We start from the raw sequence: 24,823 nt of genomic DNA on the forward strand, positions 1-24,823 counted from the left end.
TGGCATGTGTGGGATTACCGGAATTCTCCTTGCACCCGATGCCGCCAACATCAAACCGCTCAGGGCAATTGGCCAGATGACGACGGCCCTTCGTCATCGTGGGCCTGATGGCGAAGGCTTCTGGATCAATCGCGAAGCCGGCATTGCCTTCGGCCACCGACGTTTGGCTATAGTCGACCTATCGGAAGCAGGACGCCAGCCGATGCATTCGGCAAGTGGCCGATATGCCATTACCTTCAACGGCGAGATCTACAATTTCCGCGATCTGCGCCGCGAGCTTGAAGACGCTGGCCATCGGTTCCGTGGCGCCAGCGATACCGAAGTGATGCTGTGCGCAATCGAGAGCTGGGGTCTCGACACCGCACTCACGCGCTTCGCTGGCATGTTCGCATTTGGATTGTGGGATCTAAAGACCAGGACCCTCCATCTCGCCCGCGACCGAATGGGCAAGAAGCCGCTCTATGTTGCTGCAACGCGCGATGCGCTCGTTTTTGCCTCCGAGTTGAAGGCAATCCATCGTTTTCCAGGTTTCTGTCAGGAGCTCGATCTCGACGCGGCCGCGACAATGCTTTCGAAAGGATGGGTACCGGGAAACTGTTGCATCTGGCGAGGCGTGTTCAAGCTACCTCCGGGCTCGGTCCTGTCTGTGACGGCGGCGGATTTTGCCGAGGCGCGCAGCGCCGCATCCCTTTCGCAACGCGCCCGACACTGGTGGTCGCTGTCTGAAATCGCCGCGAACGGTCGACAGAATCCAATCGCCGGTACCGACGAAGAACTGACCGATGGACTCGACGATCTGCTTCGACTTGCCGTCCGGGAACGCATGATAGCCGATGTGCCGCTGGGTGCCTTTCTGTCTGGTGGCCTCGACAGCTCCACGGTTGTGGCGCTGATGCAGGCCCAATCGCCAAAACCGGTGCGCACATTCACGATCGCTTTCGGAGAAGGCGGGTTTGATGAGGCTCCCCACGCGGCGGAGGTCGCGCGGCACCTGGGCACCGATCATACTGAACTCCACCTTTCAGCAGCCGCTGCGCGTGAAGTCATTCCGGAACTGCCGCGGATCTGGGATGAGCCGTTCGCCGATGAATCGCAGATACCGACTTTGCTCGTGGCGCGGCTCGCTCGCCAGCACGTTACGGTGGCGCTATCAGGCGACGGTGGCGATGAATGCTTCGCCGGTTACGCTCGTCATTTCATGGCTGCGCGGTTGAAACGACAGCATGCGCTGCCGTCGCCGCTGCGTCACGCGCTTGCTGCAGGGGTCGGATTGCTGGCCCGTGCAGCGCGTCACGATTTCGTCGGCAAGCTGCCGCTTTCGGCGAGTGGACGGCACGCGCTGCGGAGCGACCGGCTGCATCGCCTCGCTCGGCTGCTCGCTGCGCCAGATGAGGACGAATTGCATCGACGGCTGACCGGAGCATCGACCGGGAGCCTCGCACTCCACACGCCGCCCACATCAATTCAAGGGTCCCCCCGGCTTGATGGCCTGCTGTCCCGTCTCTTGTACGACGACATGGCCGGTTACCTGCCCGACGATATATTGGTGAAGTTGGACCGCGCCAGCATGGCCAATAGCCTCGAAGGCCGGTGCCCGCTTCTCGACCATCGGGTTGTCGAATTCGCCTGGCGGCTGCCGGCACATGCGAAGGTCCGCAATGGCAAAGGCAAGTGGCTTCTTCGTCAGCTGCTTAGCCGCTATGTTCCGCAACGGCTGATCGACCGGCCGAAGCAGGGTTTCGATGTTCCCATAGCAGTCTGGCTGAGCGGCCCGTTGCGCATCTGGGCCAGCGATCTAGTCGCCGATATACGCCTCTCCGGAGATGGGATCTTCGACTTTGCGAAGGTCGAAACCTGCTGGCGCGACCATCTTGACGGAAGACAGGATCATTCTCGCGATTTGTGGCCCGCGTTGATGTTCCAGGCCTGGCGCAACGAGGCCGGGCGGTCCGCCGGGCCGGCAACGGGCATGTCCACAGCGCTCGAACTGACAGGAGTATGAGATGGAAGGTTCCATAGTCAGCCGAATTCACCTTCCGCGCGCCACTGAAATGCACGTGCCGACGCGCGAGATCAATCCGCGCATGAGGCCATTCCTGCGCGAACAGGTCGACGCGCAGACCCCCTTCCATCAACTCCTCATTACCATCGCGAGGAGAAAATGGTTCCTGCTTGCAATGGTGATTTTGGGCGGAGTGTTGGCTGGGCTTGCGGGTTTTGTGCGTCCTGTCCTGTTCGAGGCGACCGCACAGGTGATTGTCGATGCTCCTGGCAGGAACGCGGCTCCCGGAGGTGCGGATTCTGCTCAGGAGATGCTGGATGCGAGCATTGATGACCACTTAACCATGCTCTCTTCGCAGGGGCATCTGCGTCGCCTGGTGGCAGCCCTACGCGAGACAAAGATCGGCAACATTGCTGAGCAAGGTGATGTCGGAAATTCCCGCGCCGCCCCGGTAGGCGGCAACCTGCAGAACATACGCACCTTCGCAGCTGGTCTGCTAGAAAGGATTTGGCCGCAGGGCAGGCCGGAGGCGGCCGATGCAGCCGAACTCAAGGCATTGCGGAAGGGCATGAGGGTTGGACAGGAACTGAGATCAAGGGTGATCACCGTCGGCTTCACCGACGACGATCCGGCGCGAGCCGCCCTGGTGGCCAATACGTTCGTCCAAGTATACATCGACGATCTCGCACAGAAGCGCAGGGCGTCAGACAGGCTGGAACTCGCCTCGATCGTCGCCAGCCTGCCGGTCGTACAAAGCGACTTGGCGAAAGCGACCGACCGCCTGGAAAAGTATCGACTGAGCCATGGCGCGGTCGATCAGGGTGCGGCGGATAACGCTGCCAAGGAGACAGCCGAACTTAGTCAGCAGATATCCTTGTCGAAAGCGGATCTCTCAGCGACGGAATCTCGCCTTCAGCACATCGAGGCTTTGCGAGAGGAAGGAGCATCGGTGGCGGCGCTCGCCGAAGCGATCGGGTCTCCGGTATTGGCCGACATGGCGGCCCGCCAAGCCAACGACAATGCGGATGTGGGCCTTAGCACTGCGATCAACGGCGAGATCGAACAAGGCACTGCTCGCATTGCGGCGGAGGGGAACATCTACCGTGCCCAGATCGCTGCTCTGGAGGGCCGTAAGAATGTGCTCGATGCGGTGGTGGCCGACACAGCCGGCCGGCTTTCCGGCTTGCGTGCGCTCGAGCCGCAGGTCAGCATCCTGACGCAGCGATACAACCAGCTTCTCACCCAACAACAGGATCTGGTGCAGCGCATCGCAACTCCCTTGCCCGGGGTCTCGATCCTTTCAGCGGCATGGCCGCCAACGAATCCAAAAACCCTGCCGCCCATCTTTCTTATTCCGCCCGGCATGATCGTGTTTGGCCTCATTGGCGGGGTCTTCGTCTTGGTCCGCAGCCGTCTCAATCAGACCTTGCGCGGCGGGGCCGAAGCTGAAGCCGCGCTCGGGGTCCCGTGCCTGGGGCTGATACCGGAAGCGCCCACATTACACGCGAAACGACTACAGCAGCTGGTTCTCGGCCAGCAAAACTGCAGCTACAGCCGAGCCGTCACTTCTCTCCTTGTCACCGTGGCTCTCAACAAAGCGAGAGGCCGTGCGTCGCACGTCATCCTCGTCACGTCCAGCGTCCGGCATGATGGCAAGACCGAGCTCGCATGGAGCCTCGCCTTGGCAGCTACCCGACTTGGGGGACGAGTGCTTTTTCTCGATCTTGACGGCACGGGCGCCCGCCTCACGAACGAGTTTCTGAACGAATTCGGTGCGTTCAAGCCGCATAAATCCTTTGGAGACTATATGAGCGACCGTTGTCCGCTGCACGACGCGGTCACGGGAATGCCTGAAATTGGAATTGACTTCATGGCACTCGCACCATCAGAGGATCTGCTGCCGCAACTGTCCATGATCGACGGGTCCCTGGTCACAGATGAGCTGCGCTCGATGTACAGCATCGTCATCATAAATGGACCGCTGGGACTTGGAGGACCTGAGGCCAGGCTACTGACGGGCTGGGCTGACGCAGTTCTTTTTGCTGTTCGCTGGGCCAGGACGCGTCGCAGCATCGCGCGTGGTGTTCTGCAGTTGCTGACGGAGGACGAGACGGCTCAGGTCCCCGTAGGCAGCGTTCTCACGCAGGTCAATCTTAGGAAACACGCCGGCTACCGGTTTGGGGACAGCGCGGATCTCTTGCTCGAGAGAACATCATGAATGTCACATGCGGGATTCCGCGTAACGACCGCCACGGCATTCGACCTGTCGAGCGGAAGATAATATCGACGATCTCGCAGTCCGGAGCAGGGTCCGCGGCCAAAGGCGATCAAGGCGATGAAATGCGCGACGCCGGCGCAAAAGACATCGACGATTTCAGCGATCCGAAGCTCGCCCGCTTCCCTGCGGCCTCCGTTGCTCCAACGAATATGGTTTTGCCGCACAAGGAGGACACGGGCCGGGGTCTCGGCTATGCCAGCATCTTCGCTCTTTTGGTCTATATCGGGGGTGCGGGCTTGACCAGCTTGGCGCAGTTATTGATTGCGCGCATCGTTGGCTCCACCAGCTATGGCATCTACTCCTATGTTCTGGCCTGGACCTCGGTGCTTGCCTATCTTGCAACGCTTGGTTTCCACGTATCCTTGTTGCGTTTCGTCTCCGCCTACAGTGCCAAAGGGCGGCTTGACCTGGTACACGGCGTAATCAGGTTTGCTCTGCAGAGGTCGCTGGCGGCGGCGACACTATTCGGCATCGTTGGCGCCGCCTTGATCTTTTTCTTTTCAGATCCTTCTCACAAGGAGCTTCAAATCAGCCAGCTGCTAGGCATGGCAGCAGTGCCTTTGGTCACGGCCTACGCTTTGGGCGCAACACTTGTTCGTGCTTTCGGCGGCGGTGTCTCGGCCCTCCTGCCGGAACGCATAGTGCGCGACGGCCTCTTGTTGACGTTACTGGGAATGGCGGGCTTATCCGGATCATGGACCCCCAACGCACCCTTGGTGATGCAGGCGGTGCTGGCAAGTTCAGCCATCACGGTCGGCCTGGTGTTCGTCATGGCGACAAAATTTCAGCCGCCTGGCTTGCGGCAGGTTCAGCCAGGCGACGAGTCGCGGGAATGGTGGTCCGCGGTTCCGCCAATGATGCTCATGGCTGGGCTCGATGTTTTCATCAGCCGGGCCGGAGTCATGGTGCTGGGCTGGACGCATCACATTCGCGAAGCAGGCATTTTCGCATTGGGATTGAACGTCGCCTTGCTTGTGAGCCTTTCCCTGGTTGCCGTCTCTACGATGTTTGCGCCGACAGCGGCCGCCCTTCATGCCCGAGGCGATCGGCTGGCTCTGCAGCAGCTGTTTTCACGGGCCGCCCTACTTTCCTCTGGTGGGGCTTTAACGATGGCCATCCCGATGCTTGCGATTATTGAACCTCTGTTGAGCTGGTTCGGCGGGGATTTCAGTACCGCGGCACCCGTCGCGCGGATACTCATTCTCGGATATGTCTTTGTCGCGCTGTGCGGACCCCAGATGCTCCTCTTGATGATGACCGGAAACGAATGGGCGGCAGCCGCAACCATGATCGTCGGCGCTGCGGCCAGTATCATAGGCTGTGCCACAGGAATTGCGCTCTACGGCGCGCCGGGCGCCGCAGTGGGCCTCGCGCTTGCGTTGGCGATTTGGAATGTGGCGATGTCGATCTACATCAGCAAACGGCTGAAAATTATCCCTGGGCTGATCTTTGCGCTAACATCGTTCAGAACGCACGCAGTCGAAGGCCAGCGGCGACATTGGTTCCTGCGCTGATTTGAGACCGTCGCGCCCCGATACGCGACGGCATCAGCGTTCAGGAATTTCGAGTCCAGGGTTGTGTCGGATAGAGGCTGGCGAGTGCGGCTTTGTGGCCGACGCGTTACGCGCCGAGTGGCAGATCATCGCCCGACAGGGCCCGCGGCCTACACGGTGGCCTCATTCACCAACGTCTGTTGCCGTATGCTGGCCGCGGCATCCGTTCCATGAAAGTCCCGGTACCATTCGACAAAGCGTCGCACTCCGTCCTCTAGCGGTGTTGCCGGGGCGAAGCCGACGGCCTGGCGAAGATCGCTGACGTCGGCGCGCGTCTCCAGAACGTCGCCAGGCGGCAACGGCACATCCACGCGAACTGCCCGCCTGCCAAGAGCGGTCTCGATGATCGAAATCAGCCGGTTGATCTCCTCGGGCCGGTCGTTGCCGATATTGTAGACGCGATACGGCGCGGAACTTGTGGCAGGGTCGGCGGTGCAAGGGTCCCAATTCGGATCCGGCTGCGGCGGTGTAGCAAGTGCTCGAACCACGCCCTCAGCGATATCGTCGATATAGGTGAAATCTCGCCACACGCGGCCGGCATTGGCTACTTCAATTGGTTTGCTCTCGACGATCGCGCGCGTGAACAAGTAGACGGCCATGTCGGGCCTGCCCCAAGGGCCATAAACGGTGAAGAAGCGCAGTCCGGTCACGGGCAGGCCGAACAAATGGCTGTATGAATGCGCCATGAATTCATTCGAACGCTTGGTGGCGGCGTAGAAGCTGACGGGATGATCGGCGCCGTGATTTTCGGAAAACGGTATGGTTCGATTCAAGCCGTAGACGGAGCTCGAAGAGGCGTAGACGAGATGACCGACGCCATGATGCCGGCAGCCCTCAAGGACGTTGAGAAACGCCACTATATTCGATTGCACATAGGCGTGCGGGTCAACAAGTGAATGACGCACGCCGGCCTGAGCCGCGAGATGGACGAGGTGTGAGGGGCGAACGTTTGAAAACAGCAACTGAACGCGCGCGGCATCCGCCAGATCCATTCGTACCGGCGTGAACTTCGCCTCGCTACAGAGGCGTGCAAACCGCGCTTCCTTGAGCCGCAGATCGTAATAGGGCGTGAAATTGTCGACGCCCACGACTTTGACACCAAGACGCAAAAGCCGTGAGGCCACGTGAAAACCAATGAAGCCTGCGGCGCCGGTGACGACGATCGGTCCTGTCCGTGCAAGTTTCTTCACCGCGCGGTCCGAACGGGATCGAGCGATTTCCATCTTCTCCGCTGCGGCAAGGACAGAATCGCTGCATAGATCGTTGTCCACTTGTCGCCTTTCGAAATCCGTTCGACAGTACCGAATAGCCGGTCCGGGATTGCGGCTTCCGATATTTACGCTGGCGCATCGAACCTAGTGGAGTGCGCAATGCGGTGCACGACCTGCCAAGTCATGACACGCCAACTTGCGTAGTTTGAATCCCGGGCGGATGCCGACGTCCGGCGATTGGATCTAAGTGGCCGGCCTTACGGCAGGACCGAAATACGCCCAAGAAGGGCCACCAGTTCCGCCTGGCGTTTTGTTTCGGTCTTGGCGAACAGCGAGGCAAGCTGGGAACGGATCGTGGTGCGGCTGAGACGCCAGCTGCGAGCGATCTCCAAAGGTGCGTCGCCCTGGGCCAAGCGCAAGGCGAGGTGCGTTTCTGCGCTCGTCAAGCCAAACATTCTTTGCAGCGTCCGAGGATTTGGCCCCGACCTGTTGTCGCGATCCAGCAGCGCCACAATGCTCGTTCCGTCGGGAGCGATAACGCCGTTCTCGTTCAGTATCACCGGTCGGTCGCCCCTGCTGCGGATCACCACCCAAGACAACGAGCCCGGCAGGAATTGGCCCGGAACATTCGCGATCAGCCGCCTTAGGGCGGCCGTAAGTCCGCTCGCCGTGTCGGCCGCTTCGCCCTGGCGCTCAAGCGTGGTTTGGGCGGCTGCGTTCCACTCGACTACTTTTCTTTCGCGATTCAGCACGAGATAGCCACAGCCAATGCGATCAAGCACGCCGGTTATGGATTCCAGACTGCGGCCTTTTGGTTCGGCGAACCTTGCGTCCAATGGATCCGATGCGCGATCGGGAAGGTGACCAGAAGAGGGCCGCGTATTCCGCGCTTCAAAATCATACTTGGTCCTCGTAACAATGTACCGATTGCTCGAAGAAGCATCGACCTGTCTATCGATCAGATTCATTTTCTACCCCTAACCCAAAGTTTCACACGCCCGAAATAAGTATTCGGGATTCATGTAGTCTTCTATGTGTAGCTGGATTCTAGTCTTCTATGCGCTGACGGATAATACGTTCATCACCACCTTGAAAACTTAATATGATCCGACAGTTCTAAGGCAGCTCTTAGGCCCCGCTGCGTCCGATAAAATGCGCGCTATGATAGCGGTATGGCAATCCGGCAGTGGTACTAAGCTGTACGTTTTTTGCTCTAGTCTCGACGGGCTAGTCAGAAGGTTGTAGTCTGTGTCCATGAGCTCGCAGTCGCGCAGGTCGAATTCGAACCCGTCGGGCAGATTGCTAACTCATATTGCCTCTGCATCGGTGTTAGCTGCCACACTGATATTTGAAATAAAATCGTCAGCCTATATTGGGCAAGGCGCCAGTTTTCTGGAATTTATTCCGGCTATTATTATTATCGCCTATCTCGAAGACCGCGTACCGGCGCTCGCTGCGACCATTCTGATGGTGGCTGTCGGGCTGTGGGCACGAGGACACGATCAGATTTCAAGTGGAGATTGGGCACGCGCAATCCTGCTTCTGGTTTCGGGTGGCGTGATTGCCATGACCTTCCATCGTCTGCGGCAGGACTTGCGTGAGTTGCTGGAAGTCGCGGAGGCCAGGCTCGCTGCCGTCGAGGCGACCGAAAGCCGCTATCGTTGGGCCTTCGAACGTGCTGCCATGGGATTCGCGAACACCAACAAGAAAGGTGAGTTGCTGCAGTCCAACAGACGCCTTTGTGAGATGACCGGGTACAAGGAGGAGGAGCTTGCCCAACTGCAGCTCGATACGCTCGCCCATCCGAACGACCGGGATACCTTGGCGCAATTGCTGGCGAGGCTGGGCAATGACATTTCTTCGTTCGTTTCGGAGGTGCGTCTGTCACGAAAGGACGGTACGGCATTCTGGGCCAGGCTAACGCTTTCTTCGTCCGTGCCCGAGGGTGGCCTCTCGGAGAGCATCTTCGTGGTGGTCGACGATATTTCGGAACGACGCGCTGTTCACGAAGCGCTTCGGGCCCAGAAGGAATGGCTGGACCTCGCTCTGTCTGCTGGACGCTTGGCCACGTGGCGCATAGACCTTAAAGGCGGGATAGTCACGGGCTCGGACACGTTCTGGGACATTCTCGGCCTGGCCCAGGCCAATAGCCGCAGTTTGGAGGAGCTGTCAGCTGTCGTTCATCCGGCGGACTGGCCAAAGCTGGCGGCATCGAGAAAGGCCGCACCATCGGTCACGAATTACGATGTTGAGATACGCGTCCGCCGACCGGACGGACATATCCGCTGGGTTGCGCTGCGCGGAAGGGAGGAAAGACATGATGATGGTGGACAGCGGCTTGGAGTGGCTGCCGACCTGAGCGAGAGACGACAAACCACGCTGCTGCGCGCCGCGGCAAAGAAGCGGGAGCGCATCATGCTCGAACAGCGTCACAGATTCGGCAACGTTTTCGCGGTGATCACGGCGCTCGTGAAAATGGTCGATGTTCCCGGAAACAACGTCGCCAAATACAAGGAAATGCTGATCGACCGGATACGCGCGCTCGAGGCAACCCATCTGCTTCTTTCACGCAACGGCAGCGTATCGGGGGCGATAAACGATCTCGTTGCGCAAGAATTGCACCCATATATTGGAACACGTGCGATATCGGTCAGCGGTCCTTCCGTGGCGATGTCGGGAGGCGCCGCCGAGAGTTTTGCAATGATCGTTCACGAGCTTGCCACCAATTCCATGAAATATGGAGCGCTTGCCGATCCAAAAGGCCGGATCGACGTAAGCTGGACGTTCGCACCTGAAGAAACAGGCAGCGATATCGTGTTCGAGTGGGTGGAATCGGGGCGGCGTAGGACCTCAAGCGTAGTCCGTCATGGCTTCGGTTCCATGATAATCGGAGTGGATGGAGCGCCGCTTGTCGGTCACTCTCCCAGGCTGGAAATATCGGACCAAGGGTTGCGGTATTCGCTGCGGCTGTCACGCAAGGAAATCGGATTGTAGTGCAGTGCTCCAATCGGAAAGCAGATATCTAAAGGCGGGTCGCGCTGAGCGGCCTTTGAGATGCGCAGGGTTCCTTCCAAGAATGTCGTCGGCCCAAAGCTGCGCCGCGGCTTTGGGATATGCAGTAAAATGCATGAGGAGTCTTGGGACGCCGTTTGCACGTCCAAAAGGACGCGCGGCGCTCTAGCTGGCATGTCTCGAAAGCCAAGTCTTCAGCATAACGGCAGCCTCGGTCCGATTGCGTACCCCCAATTCACGCAGAACGGCAGCAGCGTGGATTTTCGTGGTCGCCTCTGCGATTTCCAGATCGCGCGCAATTTCCTTGTTTGAATAGCCTTCCGCCATCAGCTTGAGGACTTCCTTTTGCCTCGAAGTCAGCCTGCCAAGGTTGACGCCAGCGGTACGCCTCTGTGGGCCTTTGTCGTCGGAATGGGTATGCGCGTGGGTTGTTTGCGTCGCTCCCGGGCGTGACAGAAGTGCAGGAACATAGATGCGGCCGGAGAGGATTTCATTGACGGCCAAAACAACCTCTTCGTCCGTCTGCGATTTTACGATGTAGCCGTGAAGCCCGATCGACAGAGCCGTGAGTATTTCCGAGCGTGAATCGTTTCCGGAAACGATCGCAAATCGCGTGTCCGGATAGGCAGACAGGATCCCGCCGAGCACTTCTTGATTGAACAGGCCCGGCATATTCAGATCCAGGATCGCAAGATCCACGAACGACTGCTCTGCCAGCAAACTGAGCACCGCGTCGAAACAGGACGCTTCAAAGATCTCCACACCTGGAATGCCTGCGGTCAGTGCCAATCGCAAGCCGCGACGATACAAGCCGTGATCGTCGGCGATGACGATTCGATACATTGAACTACCCCAACGCCTATCTGAATGGATTGAACGGTAATGGCCTGAAAGTCGTGGCCATCATCTCGTCGATTCATCCAGCCGACGCTGCGGCACCCCCAACACCGCAAACGCCAGATTTCTAATATAATCTTAAATGACGGGAAACGCTCCTCTTTTTTTGCCCCTTGTGAGCGAAACCCGCCGAACGTCGTCGAACATACGTTCTGACCTTTTGGACAGCTGACAGACCGGCCGGTCGTTCAGCAGTGCTATAGGTCTAAAGATATAGAACAGCAAAACGGCTGAATTGTTACCATTCGAATGCACGACGACATCCACCCTGACGGCCACATACCATCCAGATGCAATGTCCGGATCAGGGGACAGTGGAGAAATCTCACCGGTCTTCTACGGGAAATCTCACCGGTTCTTCTGAGGGGACAAGAACGCGTTTCCCGGGTGCTGACCAGGGCAGGATAGCCGGCCCGTGACGATAGCGTTCAGGCCGAATGAACAAGGGAGGACCAGGATGAAAGCGGTTATTCAATGTGGAGGAATGGGAACACGCCTCCGCCCCTTCACTTCGGTCTTGCCGAAGCCGCTCATGCCGATCGGGGCACGGCCGGTTCTCGAGATGCTTCTGAAATGGTTGCGACGCAACGGCATTCAGGAAGTTTATATTACAACCGGGTATCTCGGCCACTTGATCCGCACCGTGTGTGGAGATGGCTCGCAGTGGAACCTGAAAATTCGATATACGCAGGAGATGGAGCCGCTTGGCACCATCGGGCCACTGTCTTTGATCAGGGATGAACTGACGGAGCCATTCATCGTTCTCAATGGCGATGTCCTCACGGATCTAAGCCTCAGTCGATTTGTAGCAGCGCACCGTAAGCACACCGATCCAGTGACGATCGCAACAGCCTGTCGCCTGATCAAGATGGATTTCGGCGTCATCGACGAAGTCGACAATACCGTGCAGGTCTTTCGCGAGAAGCCGACGCTTTCGCATCTGGTCAGCATGGGAATTTACTGCATGAACCCGGATGTTCTGCAGTTTATCCCATCCGGCATACCCTTTGGGTTCGACGACCTGATGCTGCAGATGATGCAGAACGGCACAACCGTGCACGTGTACAAACATGAGGGTCTCTGGCTCGATATCGGGCGCGTCGACGATTTTCAGAACGCACAGACCATTTCCTGGGAAGACCAGTCGGCCTCGATCGAGGTCACTGCGACGGCTGCATGATGAAGTCACGAGCCCGGTTCCCACAGTTATCAGTCTAGGAGGTTGTGATGCTCTTGGTCAGTGCCCCGATCTTGGGTGTGCCGGAGAAGACTGCTTTGACCAAGGTCATCGACAGCGGCTGGCTGACCATGGGGGAGCAGGTACGAGCCTTCGAACAAGCTTTTGCCGACGTTCATGATGCGGAGGATTGCGTCGCGGTCAGTTCTTGCACCGCAGCGCTTCATCTCATTTTGCACGCACTTGGCATCGGACCGGGCGACGAGGTGCTGGTGCCATCCTTGACGTTCGTGGCGACCGCAAATGCGGTCCTCTATGTCGGTGCGACGCCGGTTTTCGTCGACATCGAGTCAGCCGACGTGCCGCTGATGTCGATCGTAGAAGCCGAAGCGAAATGCACGGCCCGCACCAAGGCAATCATTCTCGTTCATTTCGCCGGCTACCTCGCCGATCGGGAACAATGGCAGAGGCTCGCCCGTGCCCGGGGGCTGCACATCGTCGAGGACGCGGCGCATGCGCCGGGCTTGAAGGAGGTGGGGACATTTGGTGCCGCAGCCGCCTTCAGCTTCTACGGCAACAAGAACATGACCACGGCGGAAGGCGGGGCTGTGATCGCCAGGGATGCCGGTCTGCTCGAGACAATCCGCCAGGCGCGTGGACATGGGATGACCACCGGGACGCGTCAAAGGCTGAACAGCCGCACCCCTCAGTATGATGTCACCATGCTCGGATTCAACTATCGCATGGATGAATTGCGGGCTGCGATCGGACTGGTCCAGCTGCAAAATCTGCAGGAGTGGAATGAGATCAGGCGTATCCTGGTCATGCTGTATCGCCGTCTCATAGCGAAGCATTGCCCGGCCGTGACCATCCCGTTCCACGAGCCGCGGACGTCGGCCTACCACATCATGCCTATCCTTTTGCCACGTTACGCCGACAGGCAAGACGTCATCGACGCACTGCGCGGGCAAGGGATACAAACCACTATCCACTACCCGCCGGTGCACCAGATGACGCTCTATCGTGAGCTCATTCCCGGTACTCACTTACCGCGCACTGAAGATTTCGCGCAGCGCGAACTGACTGTACCGCTGCATCCGCAGATCACCGCGCCATTGGTCGAATCGGTAGTCGTCGCTCTTGCCGCGGCGGTCAATAATTGCGCTCAGACAGGAACAGCCGCATGAATGCCCTGGACCTAGCCATTCACCGGTCTAACGTCTCGAGCGCCGCCCATGGGTCTGCGAGACGAGCAATCGATCTCGTCATTGCGGCAGCCGCGGCGATCGTCTTCGCCCCGCTGATGCTGCTGATTGCCGTGGCGCTGCTGCTGGAAGGCGGTCGGCCCATCTTCTTCACACAGACCCGCGTCGGGGCCGGTGCTCGCCCATTCCGCATGTACAAGTTCCGCAAGTTCAGCGTGCAATGCGACCCCGGTGGCTTGGCTCTGACCATGGCCGATGACAGCCGCATGACGCCGATAGGACGGTTCCTCGCCGTCACCAAGTTCGACGAACTGCCACAGCTTTGGAACGTCTTCAGAGGCGAGATGGCAATCATCGGGCCACGCCCGGAGAGCCTTGCCTTCGCCGATTGTTTTCGCGGGGGCTTCGAAGACGTTTTACAATACAAGCCAGGCTTGCTGGGTCCAGCCCAGGTTCTCTTCCGGCATGAAGCCCGTTTCTATCCGCGATCGGTGGACCCGCTACTGTTCTATCGCCAGGTTCTGTTTCCTGCCAAAGCCAGGCTCGACCTTTCCTATTATCCGCAGCGCACGATCGGCTCCGATGTTGTGTGGATGGTGCGCGGCTTGCTGGCGGTGCTTGGCGTGGTTTCGCCGCCGCCGATTGGACCTTGAGAGCAGGTGGGACATCCGCGCTCTCGTGGATTTGCAACGTCAGTGCCTCACGTCATAGGGGGAACGCTTGGGTCATGGCATACAAGGGCAGGAAAGTTCTGGTTACGGGTGCCGACGGGTTCATCGGTTCTCATCTCACCGAAGCACTCGTCCGCAGCGGCGCCGACGTCACCGCGCTGGCACTCTACAATTCCTTCGACAGCCACGGCTGGCTGGACGATTTGCCCGACACCATACGACGCCAGTTGAATCTTGTCCGCGGCGATGTTCGCGACAGCGCGTTCCTTAACCGGATCGTGCGTGGCCAGGCGGTCGTGTTTCATCTCGCCGCACTGATAGCTATCCCGTATTCGTATGCCGCTGCCCAGTCCTATGTGGAGACCAACATCCTGGGCACGGTCAACGTTCTCGAAGCGGCGCGCCAATGGGAGACGGAGCGTGTAGTGCACACTTCGACAAGCGAGGTCTACGGCACCGCGCTGACAATGCCTATCAGCGAATCCCACCCGTTGCAGGGACAGTCACCATATTCGGCATCCAAGATCGGCGCGGACATGATGGCGGAGTCCTACGCCAGATCGTTCGACATCCCCGTGGTCATCATGCGGCCCTTCAATACGTACGGCCCGCGCCAGAGTGAGCGGGCCATCGTACCGACCATTATACGCCAGGCTCTCGACAAAAAATGCCCGGCGATCATGGTGGGAGACACAAGCCCGATCCGCGATCTTACTTTCGTGGAAGACACCGCGGCGGCGTTTTTGACCGCAGGTTCCGCCGAGCTCGAATTTGGCCATGCCTACAATGCCGGAAGCCAGCGCGCTGTGACGATCTCGGACATATTGGATCTGGTGATCGAGTTGAGTGGCTGCAAGAAACCAATCCACCGGGACGAGCGCCGCCTGCGGCCGCAGAATTCCGAGGTGCGTGCCTTGCTGGCCGATTCTTCGCTCCTCGAAAGCAAGACTGGATGGCGTGCCCAGACCAGCCTGCGCGAAGGCTTGGAGCGGACCATCGGATGGTGGCAAGGGCGCCTCAGCGAAGGCCGGGTGCGACACGAAATGGGTTACATGACATGAGCTTTCGCCCGGGAGGATTGGCTCCGCTGTTGATTGCGGCCGCGGTATCGCCGGATTCGAGCCAGAAGGAGATTGTCGCCCATGGTCCTCGCTGATCGAATCCTTATTGTCGTGCTCGGCATGCTGGCTGCCATGGATACGGCTGCTGCAGCGGAACCGCGGGTCGCCTATCGACTTTCTGCCGGCGACACCGTCGAGATTGGAATTGCCTCCATCCCGGAGCGAACGCAACGTGCGGTGGTCCAGATGGACGGCACGATCGCGCTTCCCGAAGTCGGTATGGTTTCGGTGGGCGGCTTAACTCCGGCTGAACTGCAAACGCGCATGCAGACGATCTTGCCGACCAAGATATTCCACCAGCGTCTGCCTGATGGGCGGGAGCAAATGATCGTCATCAAGCCGACAGACGTGACCGCCGTGGTTGCGGAGTACAGGCCGATCTATGTGACCGGCGACGTGCTCACTCCCGGACAGCAGGCCTACCGCCCGCTGATGACCGTGCGGCAGGCGATTGCCGTGTCAGGCGGTTTCAGCCTTTTGCGGTCCCGGGCAAACCAGGTTGGCCCAGATCCGGTGGATCTGCGGCGCGATTACGAGTCGCTTTGGGGGGAATATACGAGAGATTATTTTCATAGCGCCCGCATCCGCGCCGAACTTCAGGACAAACCGACTTTCGACATGCAGCCACCACAAGGATCTCCCTTGCCGGCAAGTTTTGCGTCGGCGATCGCGCAGGCTGAAGCGGAAGGGCTGAAGCTCTCGTTGGACAACTTCCAGCAAGAGCAGGGCTTTCTGGATAAAAGCGGCAAGGATGCCGCCGCACAAACCGAGACCTTGCTCAAACGCGAGCAGGCCGAAGCGGATGGGGTGAAGGCGGACGAAGACGATCTGGCGCGCGTAAGGAAAGCGTTTGAGTCCGGAAATCTCACCAACAACCGGCTCGCCGACGTTCGGCGCGCTTTGGTTCTCTCTTCCAGCCGGGCACTCGAAACGTCGGTTGAGCTTATGAGAGCACGACGTCAGCAGGACGATTTTGCCAGACAGCACGAACGCAATGACAACCAAAGAAGGATGGGTCTGCTGATCGAGTTGAAGGATACCAACGTGCGCCTTGCCGACGTCAGCGCAAGGCTTCGCGCCGCCAGCCAAAAGTTGCAGCCCACGGGAGCTGCCGCACTGCCGTTGCCGGTTGCCGGCGAGAAGGTCCAGGCCGAGGTCACGATCATTCGCAAGGTCGGCGAAGAATGGCGAAAACAGCTTGCCCAAGAAGACACCGAGGTCATGCCGGGAGACACGATCGAGGTCAGATTCAGCAGCGCTCTCGAAAATGCGGCGACCCGATAGATCGGGCCGCGTTTCGCAACCGCTTTACTGCCTGAAGGCCCTGGAAAACTGGTCGGTAAGGGGCTTCATCAAGTAGGACCAGACACTGCGCTCGTCGGTTCTTATGTGGACTTCGGCGGGCATGCCCGGTTTGAGTATTTTCTCTCCTGTCAGGCACGTCGCTTCATTCTCGACGTCGATGCGCGCCGAAAAAAAGGAAAGCTGGCGTTGCTGATCCTTGATCAGATCCGCTGAGACGCGCTTGACCGAGCCTTCGCAAGCAGGTGTGGTGCCGGCGTCGAACGCTGGAAAGCGGATCGACACCTGCTGTCCGGGATGAATCTCATCGATACGCGACGGAGGAATGGAAGCGTCGACGACAAGGTTGTCGGAATCGGGCACAATCATCATGAGCACCTCTCCTGCGCCAATCACGCCTCCTACGGTATGGACCGAGGATTCTTGTACTGTGCCCGATTGCGGGGCACGAATGTCTGTCCTGCTGAGTTCGTCTTCGGCCACCACCTGGCGCTCGCTGAGCTCGGTCTGCTTGGCTTCCGTTTCGCGAAGTTCGTTGGTCACGTCGCTCCGCATTTGTTCGTCGAGCTGAAGCACCTGCAGGTCCGTTTCACTGATGTGAGCTTGTACCTCTGCTATCGCTGCGACAAGGCGTCCCGATTCGCCGCGAGCCCGGGTCTTATCCAGGCTGACATTGCTCAACCTCTCCTTGGACACCAACTTCTTTGCGTAGAGAGATTCGACATCCGCAAGGTTCTTGGTCAGCAGATCCAGAGACTCGTCCGTTGCAGACTGCTGCGATTTGAGGCCATCGATCTGACGTTCCAGCTGCTTCGCGCGGCTTTGTAATTGTGCCTTCTGGCCAGCCAGCGCCGCAGCACGGCTTTCAAACAAGGCACGCTCGCCACTGACAAGTGCCACCACTTGCGGGTCGCCCATTTGAGCGCGAAGGTCGGGCGGGATCTGCATTTCCGGCAGACCCTGGCGCTCGGCCTCCAGTCGGGCCAGACGAATGGTGGCGCGATTGAGGTCCTCGGTGATTATCTGCAGGTTTGCTCGGGTCAATGTGTTGTCCAGCCTGACCAACACATCGCCGGCCTTCACATGATCGCCGTCCTGCGCGAAGATTCCGCCGATGGTGCCGCCGGTTTGATGCTGGACTTTTTTAATGTTGCTTTCGACCACCACGGTTGCGGGCGCAATCACCGCGCCGGCAATCTTGGTCAATCCCAACCAGAGCCCTCCGCCAAAGATCAACAGCAAGCTGGTTGCCAGGCCCAAGAGCAGATTGGCCCGGATGCCATCCGGCTCTGGCTTCGTCTCCAACGAACGGCCTTCGCCACCGGCTGCGACGTATGACACGGCAACAGCAGAGCGATACCTCGCATATGCCCGGCTGCACGCTTGTGCGGCGGAACGACAATGTGCTGCTAGGCTCCGGACCAGAGTACCCCGGGGTAGATTGGCTTGAATCCCATCCGGCTGCGGCTTCTGCCCGGTCGGCGGGCCTTCGCCGCCAACCGCAGCATATGACGACATGGTCACGTTAGACACTAAGCAATACCTCACGCATGCCCGCTTGCACCGTGCTGCAGCGGAACGACAATGTTTGGCTTGTCCGGGCGCGGGAAGGGCCGGACCACATTTGCCAGAACGTCTTCGCGCGAGCCGAACGAATGGAGCATCCCGTTCGACAGGACGAGTACCTGATCGATGTTGACGAGAGCGGAGGGGCGATGCGCAACGACGATCACGATACCGCCGCGCTGACGCACTGCCAGGATTGCGCCGGCCAAAGCAGCATCACCGTCTGCATCCAGATTGGAATTTGGTTCGTCAAGAACGACGAGGAATGGATCGCCGTAAAGTGCCCTGGCAAGCCCGACGAGCTGCCTCTGCCCAGCCGAAAGGGCCGCGCCGCCTTCTCCGATGCGTGTTTGAAAACCCTGCGGAAGACGCATGATCATCTTGTCCACGCCCGCAGCCTTGGCAGCTGCCAGCACGCCTTTTGCGTCGCTTTTGCCGCCGAACCTCGAAATGTTGTCAGCGATCGTCCCGTCGAACAGCTCAACGTCCTGCGGAAGGTAGCCAATATGAATGCCGAGCAGTTCTGAATTCCACTGATCGAGCGAGGCGCCGTCCAATCTTACCGTGCCACGAAGCGGCTTCCATGCCCCGACCAAAGCGCGCACGAGCGTGGTCTTGCCGGAGCCGCTCGGGCCGACGACCGCCAACCCTGCGCCTCTCGCCAAGCGGAAGCTTACATTGAAGATGGTGGGCTTCTGCAGGCTTGGTGGCGCGACGGTCAATTCCTCGACCGCAAGCTCAGCCTTCGGGCCGGGCAGTTCCATTGGCTCTTGCTGGCTATCAAAAGCATCCAGGGCTGCCGCCAGCTCGGTATAGCTTTTGCGGGTTGCCAGAAACCCTCTCCAGTTTGCGATCGCCACATCGACCGGCGCCAGCGAGCGGCCCAGCAATATGGACGATGCAATGATCACGCCAGGCGAGGCCTCGCCGCCGATCACAAGGTAGGCACCAAGCCCTAGCACACATGATTGCAGGGCCATTCGGAGCGTCTTCGACAGTGAGCTTGCTGCGCCGACGACGTCGGAGAGCCGTTCCTGGTTCTTCAGATAAAGATGACTGACCTCGTTCCAGCGCCGGCTAAGCGGGGCGGAAAGGCCCATCGCCTGAACAACCTCTGCGTTGCGGCGGCCGGAGTCGGCCAGAAGCCGCTGCGCTACGAGTGTCTCAGATGCACGAGCCGCAGGTTTGCGGCCGATGATCTCGGCAACCACCGTCAAAAACACAACGGCACATGCGCCGAGCGTTGCCAGCACGCCAAGCGCGGGGTGCAGCAGATAGATGACCACCATATAAAATGGTATCCAGGGAGCGTCGAATAAGACTGTCGGCCCGAGCCCGGAAAGAAAGCCACGTAGCTGGTCCAGATCACGAAGCGGGTGTACCCGGTTCGCATCCGGCCCGGCGACGAGGGGCAGGGAAAGCGAGGCTGCGAACGCTTTTTGCTGCAGATTTCTATGCAGGCGGCTGCCGATGCGGACCAACAGGCGAAGCCTCACGAAATCGAGGAGCCCATAGGCCGCGTAAAGTCCCAGCATCCCGACTGTAAATCCGACAAGAGTCGGCACGCTCTGCGAAGGCAGCACGCGGTCATAGACCTGGAGCATGTAGACGGAGCCGGTCAAGGCGAGGATATTTATCAATGCCGAGAAAATGCCTACGCCGACGAGGCCGTGCACACAGCCGAACATTGCGGAGCGGAGATCGAGCGAGCGCCCTTTGGTCGACTTCATGATGTGCGCTCGTTGACGCGAAATTGCCGCGCAATCTCGTCGATTCTTTCGATGAGGGACAAACTTTAACCTTCCGGGAAGCAGCAGCCCCGCCCCGCTGCTGGAAACATTACGAATTGCTTACATACGTGCCTTCTTTGATTAAAATGTAGCAAAATCGTGACGCCAGGCTGAGAATTCGGCAACCGGCTCGCTAGGCTGGGGATAACCGGGTCGAGTAAGGAGATATTCCTAATCATGACACGGCGCAGAAGCTTATGGTCATCTTTGTAGCATCAAGGCTTCAAAGCGTCTGGGGAGGGATCGGTTTTGATTTTGTCGATCGAGAGTTAAACGGTTTTGAGATACACTTCATCGGTACGCAATTGTCGGCCACCAACGCCGGCTAAATCGGGGAGGCGAGTGTCGTGAGCGAAGAGATCAATGTTGCCGATGCCTACGGCAGGGGGCGCAGCACCTTCATGGGATTGCAGTTGCTGGTCTCGCCCGGTGCGCTTGTTCCTCGGCCGGAAACGGAACTGCTCGGCAAGGCCGCTCTCGATGTCCTGAGCCAACTGAACCTGCCGGTGCCTCGCGTTGTCGACATGTGCTGTGGGGCGGGCAATCTGGCGTGCGCCATCGCGCACCACGCTCCCACCGCGCGCGTGTGGGCAAGCGATCTTACCGACGGATGCGTGGAGGTCGCGCGCCGCAACGTCACCCATCTTGAAATCGAGGACCGGGTAACGGTGCTTCAGGGCGACTTGTTCAGCGCCTTCTCAGGCTTGGAGCTCGATGGCACGATCGACGTGATCGTTTGCAACCCGCCCTACATTTCGGAAAAACGGCTCGAGGGCGACCGTTCGCATCTGGTCGAGCTCGAGCCGCGTGAAGCATTCGCAGCCGGCCCCTACGGCCTGAGCATCCACATGCGGGTGCTCAAGGAGGCGCCGCGCTATTTGCGGCGCGGAGGCATCCTGCTTTTCGAGGTGGGGCTTGGCCAGGACCGGCAGGTCATGAGTTTGCTCGAGCGTTCCAAGGCCTATTCGAGTATCCGGGCAGTCACCAACCAGGCCGGTGAGGGCAGGGTGGTTGTGGGACATACGAGGGCGCAGGCGTAAGCATCGCAGCCGCGGCAGGTAGACGCGCTGTCGCGGCTAGAAACGGCCGGGAAGTTGAAACAGAGTTGCGCGAGATTTCGGCGATCAGTTTCTCTTGCGTCAGTTTCTCTTGCGCATGACGTATTGCGCAATTCCCTCGATGGAATCGAGATTCTCCGGCAGCAGCTCGCTGTCTTCGACCGTGATGCCGAAGGTCTCCTCGATGAAGCCGATAACCTCGAGCACACCCGTCGAGTCCACGATGCCCTGGTCGAGTAGCGAGGTGTCGCTCTCCAGGCTCTCGGGATCGGCTATATAGAAATTCGAAGCCAGGAAAGCGCGAATTTGTTCGCTGCAGGTATCGGTTCTATCCTTGGTAGATAACATTGATTTCGCCTCCGGTACAAAAGATGAATGCTGATCAACTTCGCCCTGGTACCGACTCATGACAGGGCCGTTTTTTTGAGCTTACCCGTGTCGGTCATCGGCAGACTGGGTACGATGACGATGGACTTCGGAACCATGAAGTTTTCCAGCCGTCTCTGGCACTCTTTCTGCAACTGCTTTTCACCGATCATGCTTCCGTGCTCCATCACGACAAATGCCTTCACTGCTTGCCCGAGCAGCTCGTCCGGAACGCCGATGACCGCGGCTTCCCGTACGCCCGCAATGTTCATCAACACGTTTTCCACCTCCTTCGGCGCTATCTTCTCTCCGCGCGATTTTATGATCTCGTCGCCGCGACCGACGAAGTAGAGATAGCCCTCGGCGTCCATCCGGCAGTAGTCGCCGGTGTATAGGACCTGCTCACCCGGCAGCGGGCCAGGCTTGAGCTTCCTGGCTGTCGCCTCCGGCTTGCCCCAATAGCCCTTCATCACCGTCGCTCCGCGGATGACGAGCTGACCAACGATGCCGGGGCCGACCCGCCTGTCATGCTCGTCGACAATCCACATTTCCGTATTGGGGATGGCGATCCCGACGCTCGACGGCTTTCGCTCCAGATCCTCCGGCGGCAGGTAGGTGCAGCGCTTGCATTCGGTAAGGCCGTACATCGAATAGATGCGGGCGCCAGAAAACAGCTCCTGCAGCAGGAGAATGTGCTTGAGCGGCAGGGCGGCCGCAGTGTTCGTGACGTAGCGAATACTCGAAAAATCCTGATCCCTGAGAGACCTGAGCTCCCCGAGTGCGGCGAAGATGGTCGGTACGCCGGGAAAACCCGTCACCCTTTCTTGCTTGATCAGCCCAAGGATCTGCGCCGGGAAGGCGAACGAGCGCTCAAGCACCAGCCGGGCGCCCGCGCCGAATGCCATGATCATCTGGTAAAGACCGTAGTCGAAGGCGAGCGGCAGGACATTGAGGATCACCTCGTCTTCGGCAAGCGCCAGGTATGAGGAAATCGAGGCGCACGCGGCGATCATGTTTCGATGTGTCAGCATCACCCCCTTGGGCTCGCCCGTCGAGCCGGATGTATAAATGATCGCAGCGAGATCGATGTCGATGCAGCGGCGCGAGGGCGGCGTGCTGCGGGCTGCCGCGACCGCGGCGTCCCAGCGCACAGCATGCGGCAATTCTTGCAGGTCGCTGTGTTCGATCGGCCCGGAGACGATCATGCGGCGCAACGATGGGCAATTCCGCGCCGGCTCCCTGAAAATCGAGTGCAGGTGTTTGTCGGTGATCAGTGCCGTCGGGCGGCAATCGTTGAGCAGATAATCAAGCTTGTCGCTTTTGGTGAGCGGATTGACGATGCACACCACGGCGTTGGCCTTGAGCACCGCCCAGAACGCAATGACGGCCTCGACAGTGTTGTCGGCGAAGACCACCACGCGATCGCCACGCGCAATTCCGGCATCGGTCAAATGGTGCGCTATGGCGTTCGAACGCATATCGAGATCGCCATAAGTGACACGTTGATTGCCGCACACCAGGGCCACCTTCTCGCCGAGCCGGCTGGCAGAGTGGGTGAGATAGTCATGCAGGAGCGGTACGGCGCCATGCATCATGCGAGCACCTCTTCGCGGTGTTCGCGGTCGATATCGATGCTGAGCTTGAGCGTGCGAGCCCCACTTGGAAGGCTCGCGATAAATTGCCGATGAAGAAGCTGCGTCGACAGCACCCCGACAAGCGCCATATTGTCGGAGTTGGACAGGTCGCCGTCGCCGGCGCTGGCCTGGCACTTGTTCAGGAGCCGGGTAACCGACTTGGGATCGAAGACGTTCGCTTCGCGCAGCGCCGCCTCCGAAAGTGCTTCGCGAATGTAGGCCGGAGCGCCATCTGCGACAAAGCAGAGCGCGTTGGGGGCCCGGTAAGGCTGCTTCTTGCGGGTGACGATTTCCGACGGCACGATCGGTTGCGCTACGCGCTTCAGCACATGCTTTTCATCGAGCACGCGCAGCTTGTAGGCGGCAGGAAGCGAATTCGCGAGTCTCACGAGTTCATGATCGAGGAACGGGAAGCGCCCCTCGACGGAATGAGCCATCAGCATTCTGTCCCCTTGTGAGGAAAGCAGGTATCCCGACATCAGCGTCTGAATCTCTATATACTGGTCCTGCGCAAGAGAGCCCCATCGCGAAAACTCCGGCGGCAGGCGGGCAAGCAGCTCGGACACGGCGTTGCGGCGCTCCGTTTGGGCGCGCATGTCTGCCGAAAACAGCCGCTTGATGGCGCTTGTGGTACGCCAGCGCGTGCCATGCGCAAAACCAGGCGCGTCACAGGCGTGGATGTCGCGCCCGAAGAACTGGCGTGCCATCGCCTGCTGCTGCACCGGCGAGCGGCTGAGATAGGGATAGAGGCGCTCCAGCAGCCGCGAGCGTCGCGTCGAGGCGGGCTGGCGTCCCCAGAAGCGGCGGACCTTGCCCTCGCGGAACAAATCGTAGCCGGCGAACATTTCGTCGGCCCCTTCGCCGGTCAGCACGACCTTGATGCCGTGCTGGCGCACCAGTCTCGAGAGCAGGAACAGCGGCGCCGGCGCGGTCCTGAGGATTGGCCGCTCGGTGTGGTAGATCACCTCAGGGAAGATGCCAGCGATATCGCTGCGCGAAACAACCACCTCATGATGGTCACTGCCGGCCACGCCGGCAACCAGGCGCTGGAAATGCGTCTCATCATACTCGGCGTCGGCAAAACGCAGCGAGAAAGTCTGGAAGCGCTCGCCCGCGAAGCGTCTCCCCAGCGTGGCGACCAGCGAGCTGTCGAGCCCGCCGGACAAATAGCAGCCGACCGGCACGTCGGCGCGTACTATCCTGAGCGCCGTCGCGGCTTCCAGGGCGCTGCGCACTTCCTCCACCGCGTCATCAAGCGAGCCGGTGAATTCATCATCGCCGGGTCCGTCAACCTCTGGATAGTCAGGCTTCCAAAAAGCCCGCTCCCGGACGACGCCGCTGTCATAAATGCGGACATGCCCCGGCGTGAGTTCGCTTACTCCTCCAAACACGCCTTGTGGCGGCGCGACAGTCCAGAGTGTGAAAGTCTGATCGATGCCGGCTGGATCGAAGGCGCGGGGTATATCCGCATCGGCCGCGAAAATGGCCTTCACCTCGCTGGCGAAGTAAAGCCGTCCGCCATGCTCGCAAAAGTGCAGCGGGCAGATGCCGAACCGATCCCGCGACAAGACGAGACGACCTGCCACGGAGTCCCAGATGGCGACTGCCCACTGCCCATTCATTCGCTCGAAGGCGGCCTCGCCCCAGGCATGATAGGCATGGACGATGACCTCGGTGTCGCTGCGTGTGCGAAAGCGATAACCGAGCGCGACCAGGTCTTGTCGCAGCTCGACGTAATTGAAGATTTCGCCGTTGAAGACGATCCACATTGTGTCGCCCGCGCCGGCGAGTGGCTGCTGGCCGCTTGCGAGATCGATGACGGACAGGCGGGCATGCGCCAATCCCGCACGTCTGTCCCGGTAAAGGCCGCGTTCGTCCGGGCCGCGATGCGCCAGCGCGCCCGCCATGCGTATCAGCGCATCGCGGGAAGGGGGCGCCGCTGCGGCGCTCAGCGACACAATTCCGGCGATGCCGCACATC

The 24,823-nt window shown here is 59.6% G+C and carries 18 protein-coding genes; 10 read left to right on the forward strand and 8 right to left on the reverse strand.

Features of this window, described 5'->3' with window-relative positions; all coding sequences use genetic code 11:
- Positions 1-4 precede the first annotated feature (4 nt).
- Genes asnB (X773_RS48615) through X773_RS48625 form a run of 3 tightly spaced genes read left to right on the forward strand, consistent with a single transcriptional unit; the run spans position 5 to position 5,794 of the window.
- Positions 5-2,002, forward strand: a complete 1,998-nt coding sequence (gene asnB, locus X773_RS48615) for an asparagine synthase (glutamine-hydrolyzing) (protein WP_023675612.1) — start codon at positions 5-7, stop codon at positions 2,000-2,002.
- A gap of 1 nt (position 2,003) precedes the next feature.
- Entirely contained in the window at positions 2,004-4,220 is a 2,217-nt protein-coding gene (locus tag X773_RS48620) for an exopolysaccharide transport family protein (RefSeq protein WP_023675613.1), read from the forward strand.
- Positions 4,217-5,794, forward strand: coding sequence for a lipopolysaccharide biosynthesis protein (locus tag X773_RS48625; protein ID WP_023675614.1), 1,578 nt, complete (start codon positions 4,217-4,219; stop codon positions 5,792-5,794). The genes X773_RS48620 and X773_RS48625 overlap by 4 nt, the downstream gene beginning before the upstream one ends.
- Before the next feature lie 149 nt (positions 5,795-5,943).
- On the opposite strand, the gene X773_RS48630 is transcribed toward X773_RS48625, so the two are convergent.
- Entirely contained in the window at positions 5,944-7,056 is a 1,113-nt protein-coding gene (locus X773_RS48630; protein ID WP_051406099.1) for an NAD-dependent epimerase, read from the reverse strand.
- 245 nt (positions 7,057-7,301) lie between these two features.
- Entirely contained in the window at positions 7,302-8,012 is a 711-nt protein-coding gene (locus X773_RS48635) for a helix-turn-helix transcriptional regulator (protein ID WP_023675616.1), read from the reverse strand.
- Between the two features lie 286 nt (positions 8,013-8,298).
- Between X773_RS48635 and X773_RS48640 the strand changes: the two genes are divergently transcribed.
- Positions 8,299-10,038 carry a PAS domain S-box protein gene (locus tag X773_RS48640; protein ID WP_023675617.1) on the forward strand — a complete coding sequence of 580 codons (1,740 nt, stop codon included), beginning with the start codon at positions 8,299-8,301 and terminating at the stop codon, positions 10,036-10,038.
- Between the two features lie 183 nt (positions 10,039-10,221).
- Here the strand turns inward: X773_RS48640 and X773_RS48645 are convergent, their stop codons facing one another.
- Complete coding sequence (locus X773_RS48645; RefSeq protein ID WP_023675618.1) at positions 10,222-10,899, reverse strand: response regulator transcription factor; 678 nt, start codon at positions 10,897-10,899, stop codon at positions 10,222-10,224.
- 511 nt (positions 10,900-11,410) lie between these two features.
- On the opposite strand from X773_RS48645, the gene X773_RS48650 reads away from it, so the two are divergent.
- From X773_RS48650 to X773_RS48670, 5 genes are all read left to right on the forward strand, one after another.
- Entirely contained in the window at positions 11,411-12,133 is a 723-nt protein-coding gene (locus tag X773_RS48650) for a sugar phosphate nucleotidyltransferase (protein WP_023675619.1), read from the forward strand.
- 47 nt (positions 12,134-12,180) lie between these two features.
- Positions 12,181-13,317: a DegT/DnrJ/EryC1/StrS family aminotransferase gene (locus X773_RS48655; RefSeq protein ID WP_023675620.1), complete on the forward strand. Its 1,137-nt coding sequence runs from the start codon at positions 12,181-12,183 to the stop codon at positions 13,315-13,317.
- Positions 13,314-13,988 carry a sugar transferase gene (locus X773_RS48660; protein ID WP_023675621.1) on the forward strand — a complete coding sequence of 225 codons (675 nt, stop codon included), beginning with the start codon at positions 13,314-13,316 and terminating at the stop codon, positions 13,986-13,988. Before X773_RS48655 ends, X773_RS48660 begins: the two co-directional genes overlap by 4 nt.
- A gap of 74 nt (positions 13,989-14,062) precedes the next feature.
- A complete protein-coding gene (locus tag X773_RS48665) occupies positions 14,063-15,067 on the forward strand; it encodes an SDR family NAD(P)-dependent oxidoreductase (protein ID WP_023675622.1) in 1,005 nt (334 codons plus the stop codon).
- Between the two features lie 81 nt (positions 15,068-15,148).
- Positions 15,149-16,411 carry a polysaccharide biosynthesis/export family protein gene (locus tag X773_RS48670; protein WP_023675623.1) on the forward strand — a complete coding sequence of 421 codons (1,263 nt, stop codon included), beginning with the start codon at positions 15,149-15,151 and terminating at the stop codon, positions 16,409-16,411.
- A 24-nt stretch (positions 16,412-16,435) separates the two neighbouring features.
- Here X773_RS48670 and X773_RS48675 read toward each other — a convergent pair whose 3' ends face one another.
- Both X773_RS48675 and X773_RS48680 read right to left on the reverse strand, forming a co-directional pair.
- The gene (locus X773_RS48675) at positions 16,436-17,734 is read right to left on the reverse strand and encodes an HlyD family type I secretion periplasmic adaptor subunit (protein ID WP_245274645.1); all 1,299 of its coding nucleotides are present in this window, start codon (positions 17,732-17,734) and stop codon (positions 16,436-16,438) included.
- A gap of 239 nt (positions 17,735-17,973) precedes the next feature.
- Positions 17,974-19,725, reverse strand: a complete 1,752-nt coding sequence (locus X773_RS48680; RefSeq protein WP_031211441.1) for a type I secretion system permease/ATPase — start codon at positions 19,723-19,725, stop codon at positions 17,974-17,976.
- Between the two features lie 407 nt (positions 19,726-20,132).
- On the opposite strand from X773_RS48680, the gene X773_RS48685 reads away from it, so the two are divergent.
- Positions 20,133-20,825 (forward strand): class I SAM-dependent methyltransferase, encoded by a 693-nt coding sequence (locus X773_RS48685; protein ID WP_023675627.1) that lies wholly within the window; start codon positions 20,133-20,135, stop codon positions 20,823-20,825.
- 99 nt (positions 20,826-20,924) lie between these two features.
- On the opposite strand, the gene X773_RS48690 is transcribed toward X773_RS48685, so the two are convergent.
- Genes X773_RS48690 through asnB (X773_RS48700) form a run of 3 tightly spaced genes read right to left on the reverse strand, consistent with a single transcriptional unit; the run spans position 20,925 to position 24,822 of the window.
- The gene (locus tag X773_RS48690) at positions 20,925-21,191 is read right to left on the reverse strand and encodes an acyl carrier protein (RefSeq protein WP_023675628.1); all 267 of its coding nucleotides are present in this window, start codon (positions 21,189-21,191) and stop codon (positions 20,925-20,927) included.
- A 56-nt stretch (positions 21,192-21,247) separates the two neighbouring features.
- A complete protein-coding gene (locus X773_RS48695; RefSeq protein WP_023675629.1) occupies positions 21,248-22,804 on the reverse strand; it encodes a class I adenylate-forming enzyme family protein in 1,557 nt (518 codons plus the stop codon).
- On the reverse strand, positions 22,801-24,822 hold the full coding sequence (gene asnB / locus X773_RS48700) for an asparagine synthase (glutamine-hydrolyzing) (protein WP_023675630.1): 2,022 nt from the start codon (positions 24,820-24,822) through the stop codon (positions 22,801-22,803). The genes X773_RS48695 and asnB (X773_RS48700) overlap by 4 nt, the downstream gene beginning before the upstream one ends.
- Position 24,823 lies beyond the last annotated feature (1 nt).

This window comes from Mesorhizobium sp. LSJC280B00 (genome assembly GCF_000502835.1).
Taxonomy (GTDB): domain Bacteria; phylum Pseudomonadota; class Alphaproteobacteria; order Rhizobiales; family Rhizobiaceae; genus Mesorhizobium.

Coding starts and splice junctions, on each gene's coding strand:
- asnB (WP_023675612.1), top strand. CDS start 5: ATGTGTGGGATTACCGGAATTCTCCTTGCACCCGATGCCGCCAACATC.
- X773_RS48620 (WP_023675613.1), top strand. CDS start 2,004: ATGGAAGGTTCCATAGTCAGCCGAATTCACCTTCCGCGCGCCACTGAA.
- X773_RS48625 (WP_023675614.1), top strand. CDS start 4,217: ATGAATGTCACATGCGGGATTCCGCGTAACGACCGCCACGGCATTCGA.
- X773_RS48630 (WP_051406099.1), bottom strand. CDS start 7,056: ATGGAAATCGCTCGATCCCGTTCGGACCGCGCGGTGAAGAAACTTGCA.
- X773_RS48635 (WP_023675616.1), bottom strand. CDS start 8,012: ATGAATCTGATCGATAGACAGGTCGATGCTTCTTCGAGCAATCGGTAC.
- X773_RS48640 (WP_023675617.1), top strand. CDS start 8,299: ATGAGCTCGCAGTCGCGCAGGTCGAATTCGAACCCGTCGGGCAGATTG.
- X773_RS48645 (WP_023675618.1), bottom strand. CDS start 10,899: ATGTATCGAATCGTCATCGCCGACGATCACGGCTTGTATCGTCGCGGC.
- X773_RS48650 (WP_023675619.1), top strand. CDS start 11,411: ATGAAAGCGGTTATTCAATGTGGAGGAATGGGAACACGCCTCCGCCCC.
- X773_RS48655 (WP_023675620.1), top strand. CDS start 12,181: ATGCTCTTGGTCAGTGCCCCGATCTTGGGTGTGCCGGAGAAGACTGCT.
- X773_RS48660 (WP_023675621.1), top strand. CDS start 13,314: ATGAATGCCCTGGACCTAGCCATTCACCGGTCTAACGTCTCGAGCGCC.
- X773_RS48665 (WP_023675622.1), top strand. CDS start 14,063: ATGGCATACAAGGGCAGGAAAGTTCTGGTTACGGGTGCCGACGGGTTC.
- X773_RS48670 (WP_023675623.1), top strand. CDS start 15,149: ATGGTCCTCGCTGATCGAATCCTTATTGTCGTGCTCGGCATGCTGGCT.
- X773_RS48680 (WP_031211441.1), bottom strand. CDS start 19,725: ATGAAGTCGACCAAAGGGCGCTCGCTCGATCTCCGCTCCGCAATGTTC.
- X773_RS48690 (WP_023675628.1), bottom strand. CDS start 21,191: ATGTTATCTACCAAGGATAGAACCGATACCTGCAGCGAACAAATTCGC.
- X773_RS48695 (WP_023675629.1), bottom strand. CDS start 22,804: ATGATGCATGGCGCCGTACCGCTCCTGCATGACTATCTCACCCACTCT.
- asnB (WP_023675630.1), bottom strand. CDS start 24,822: ATGTGCGGCATCGCCGGAATTGTGTCGCTGAGCGCCGCAGCGGCGCCC.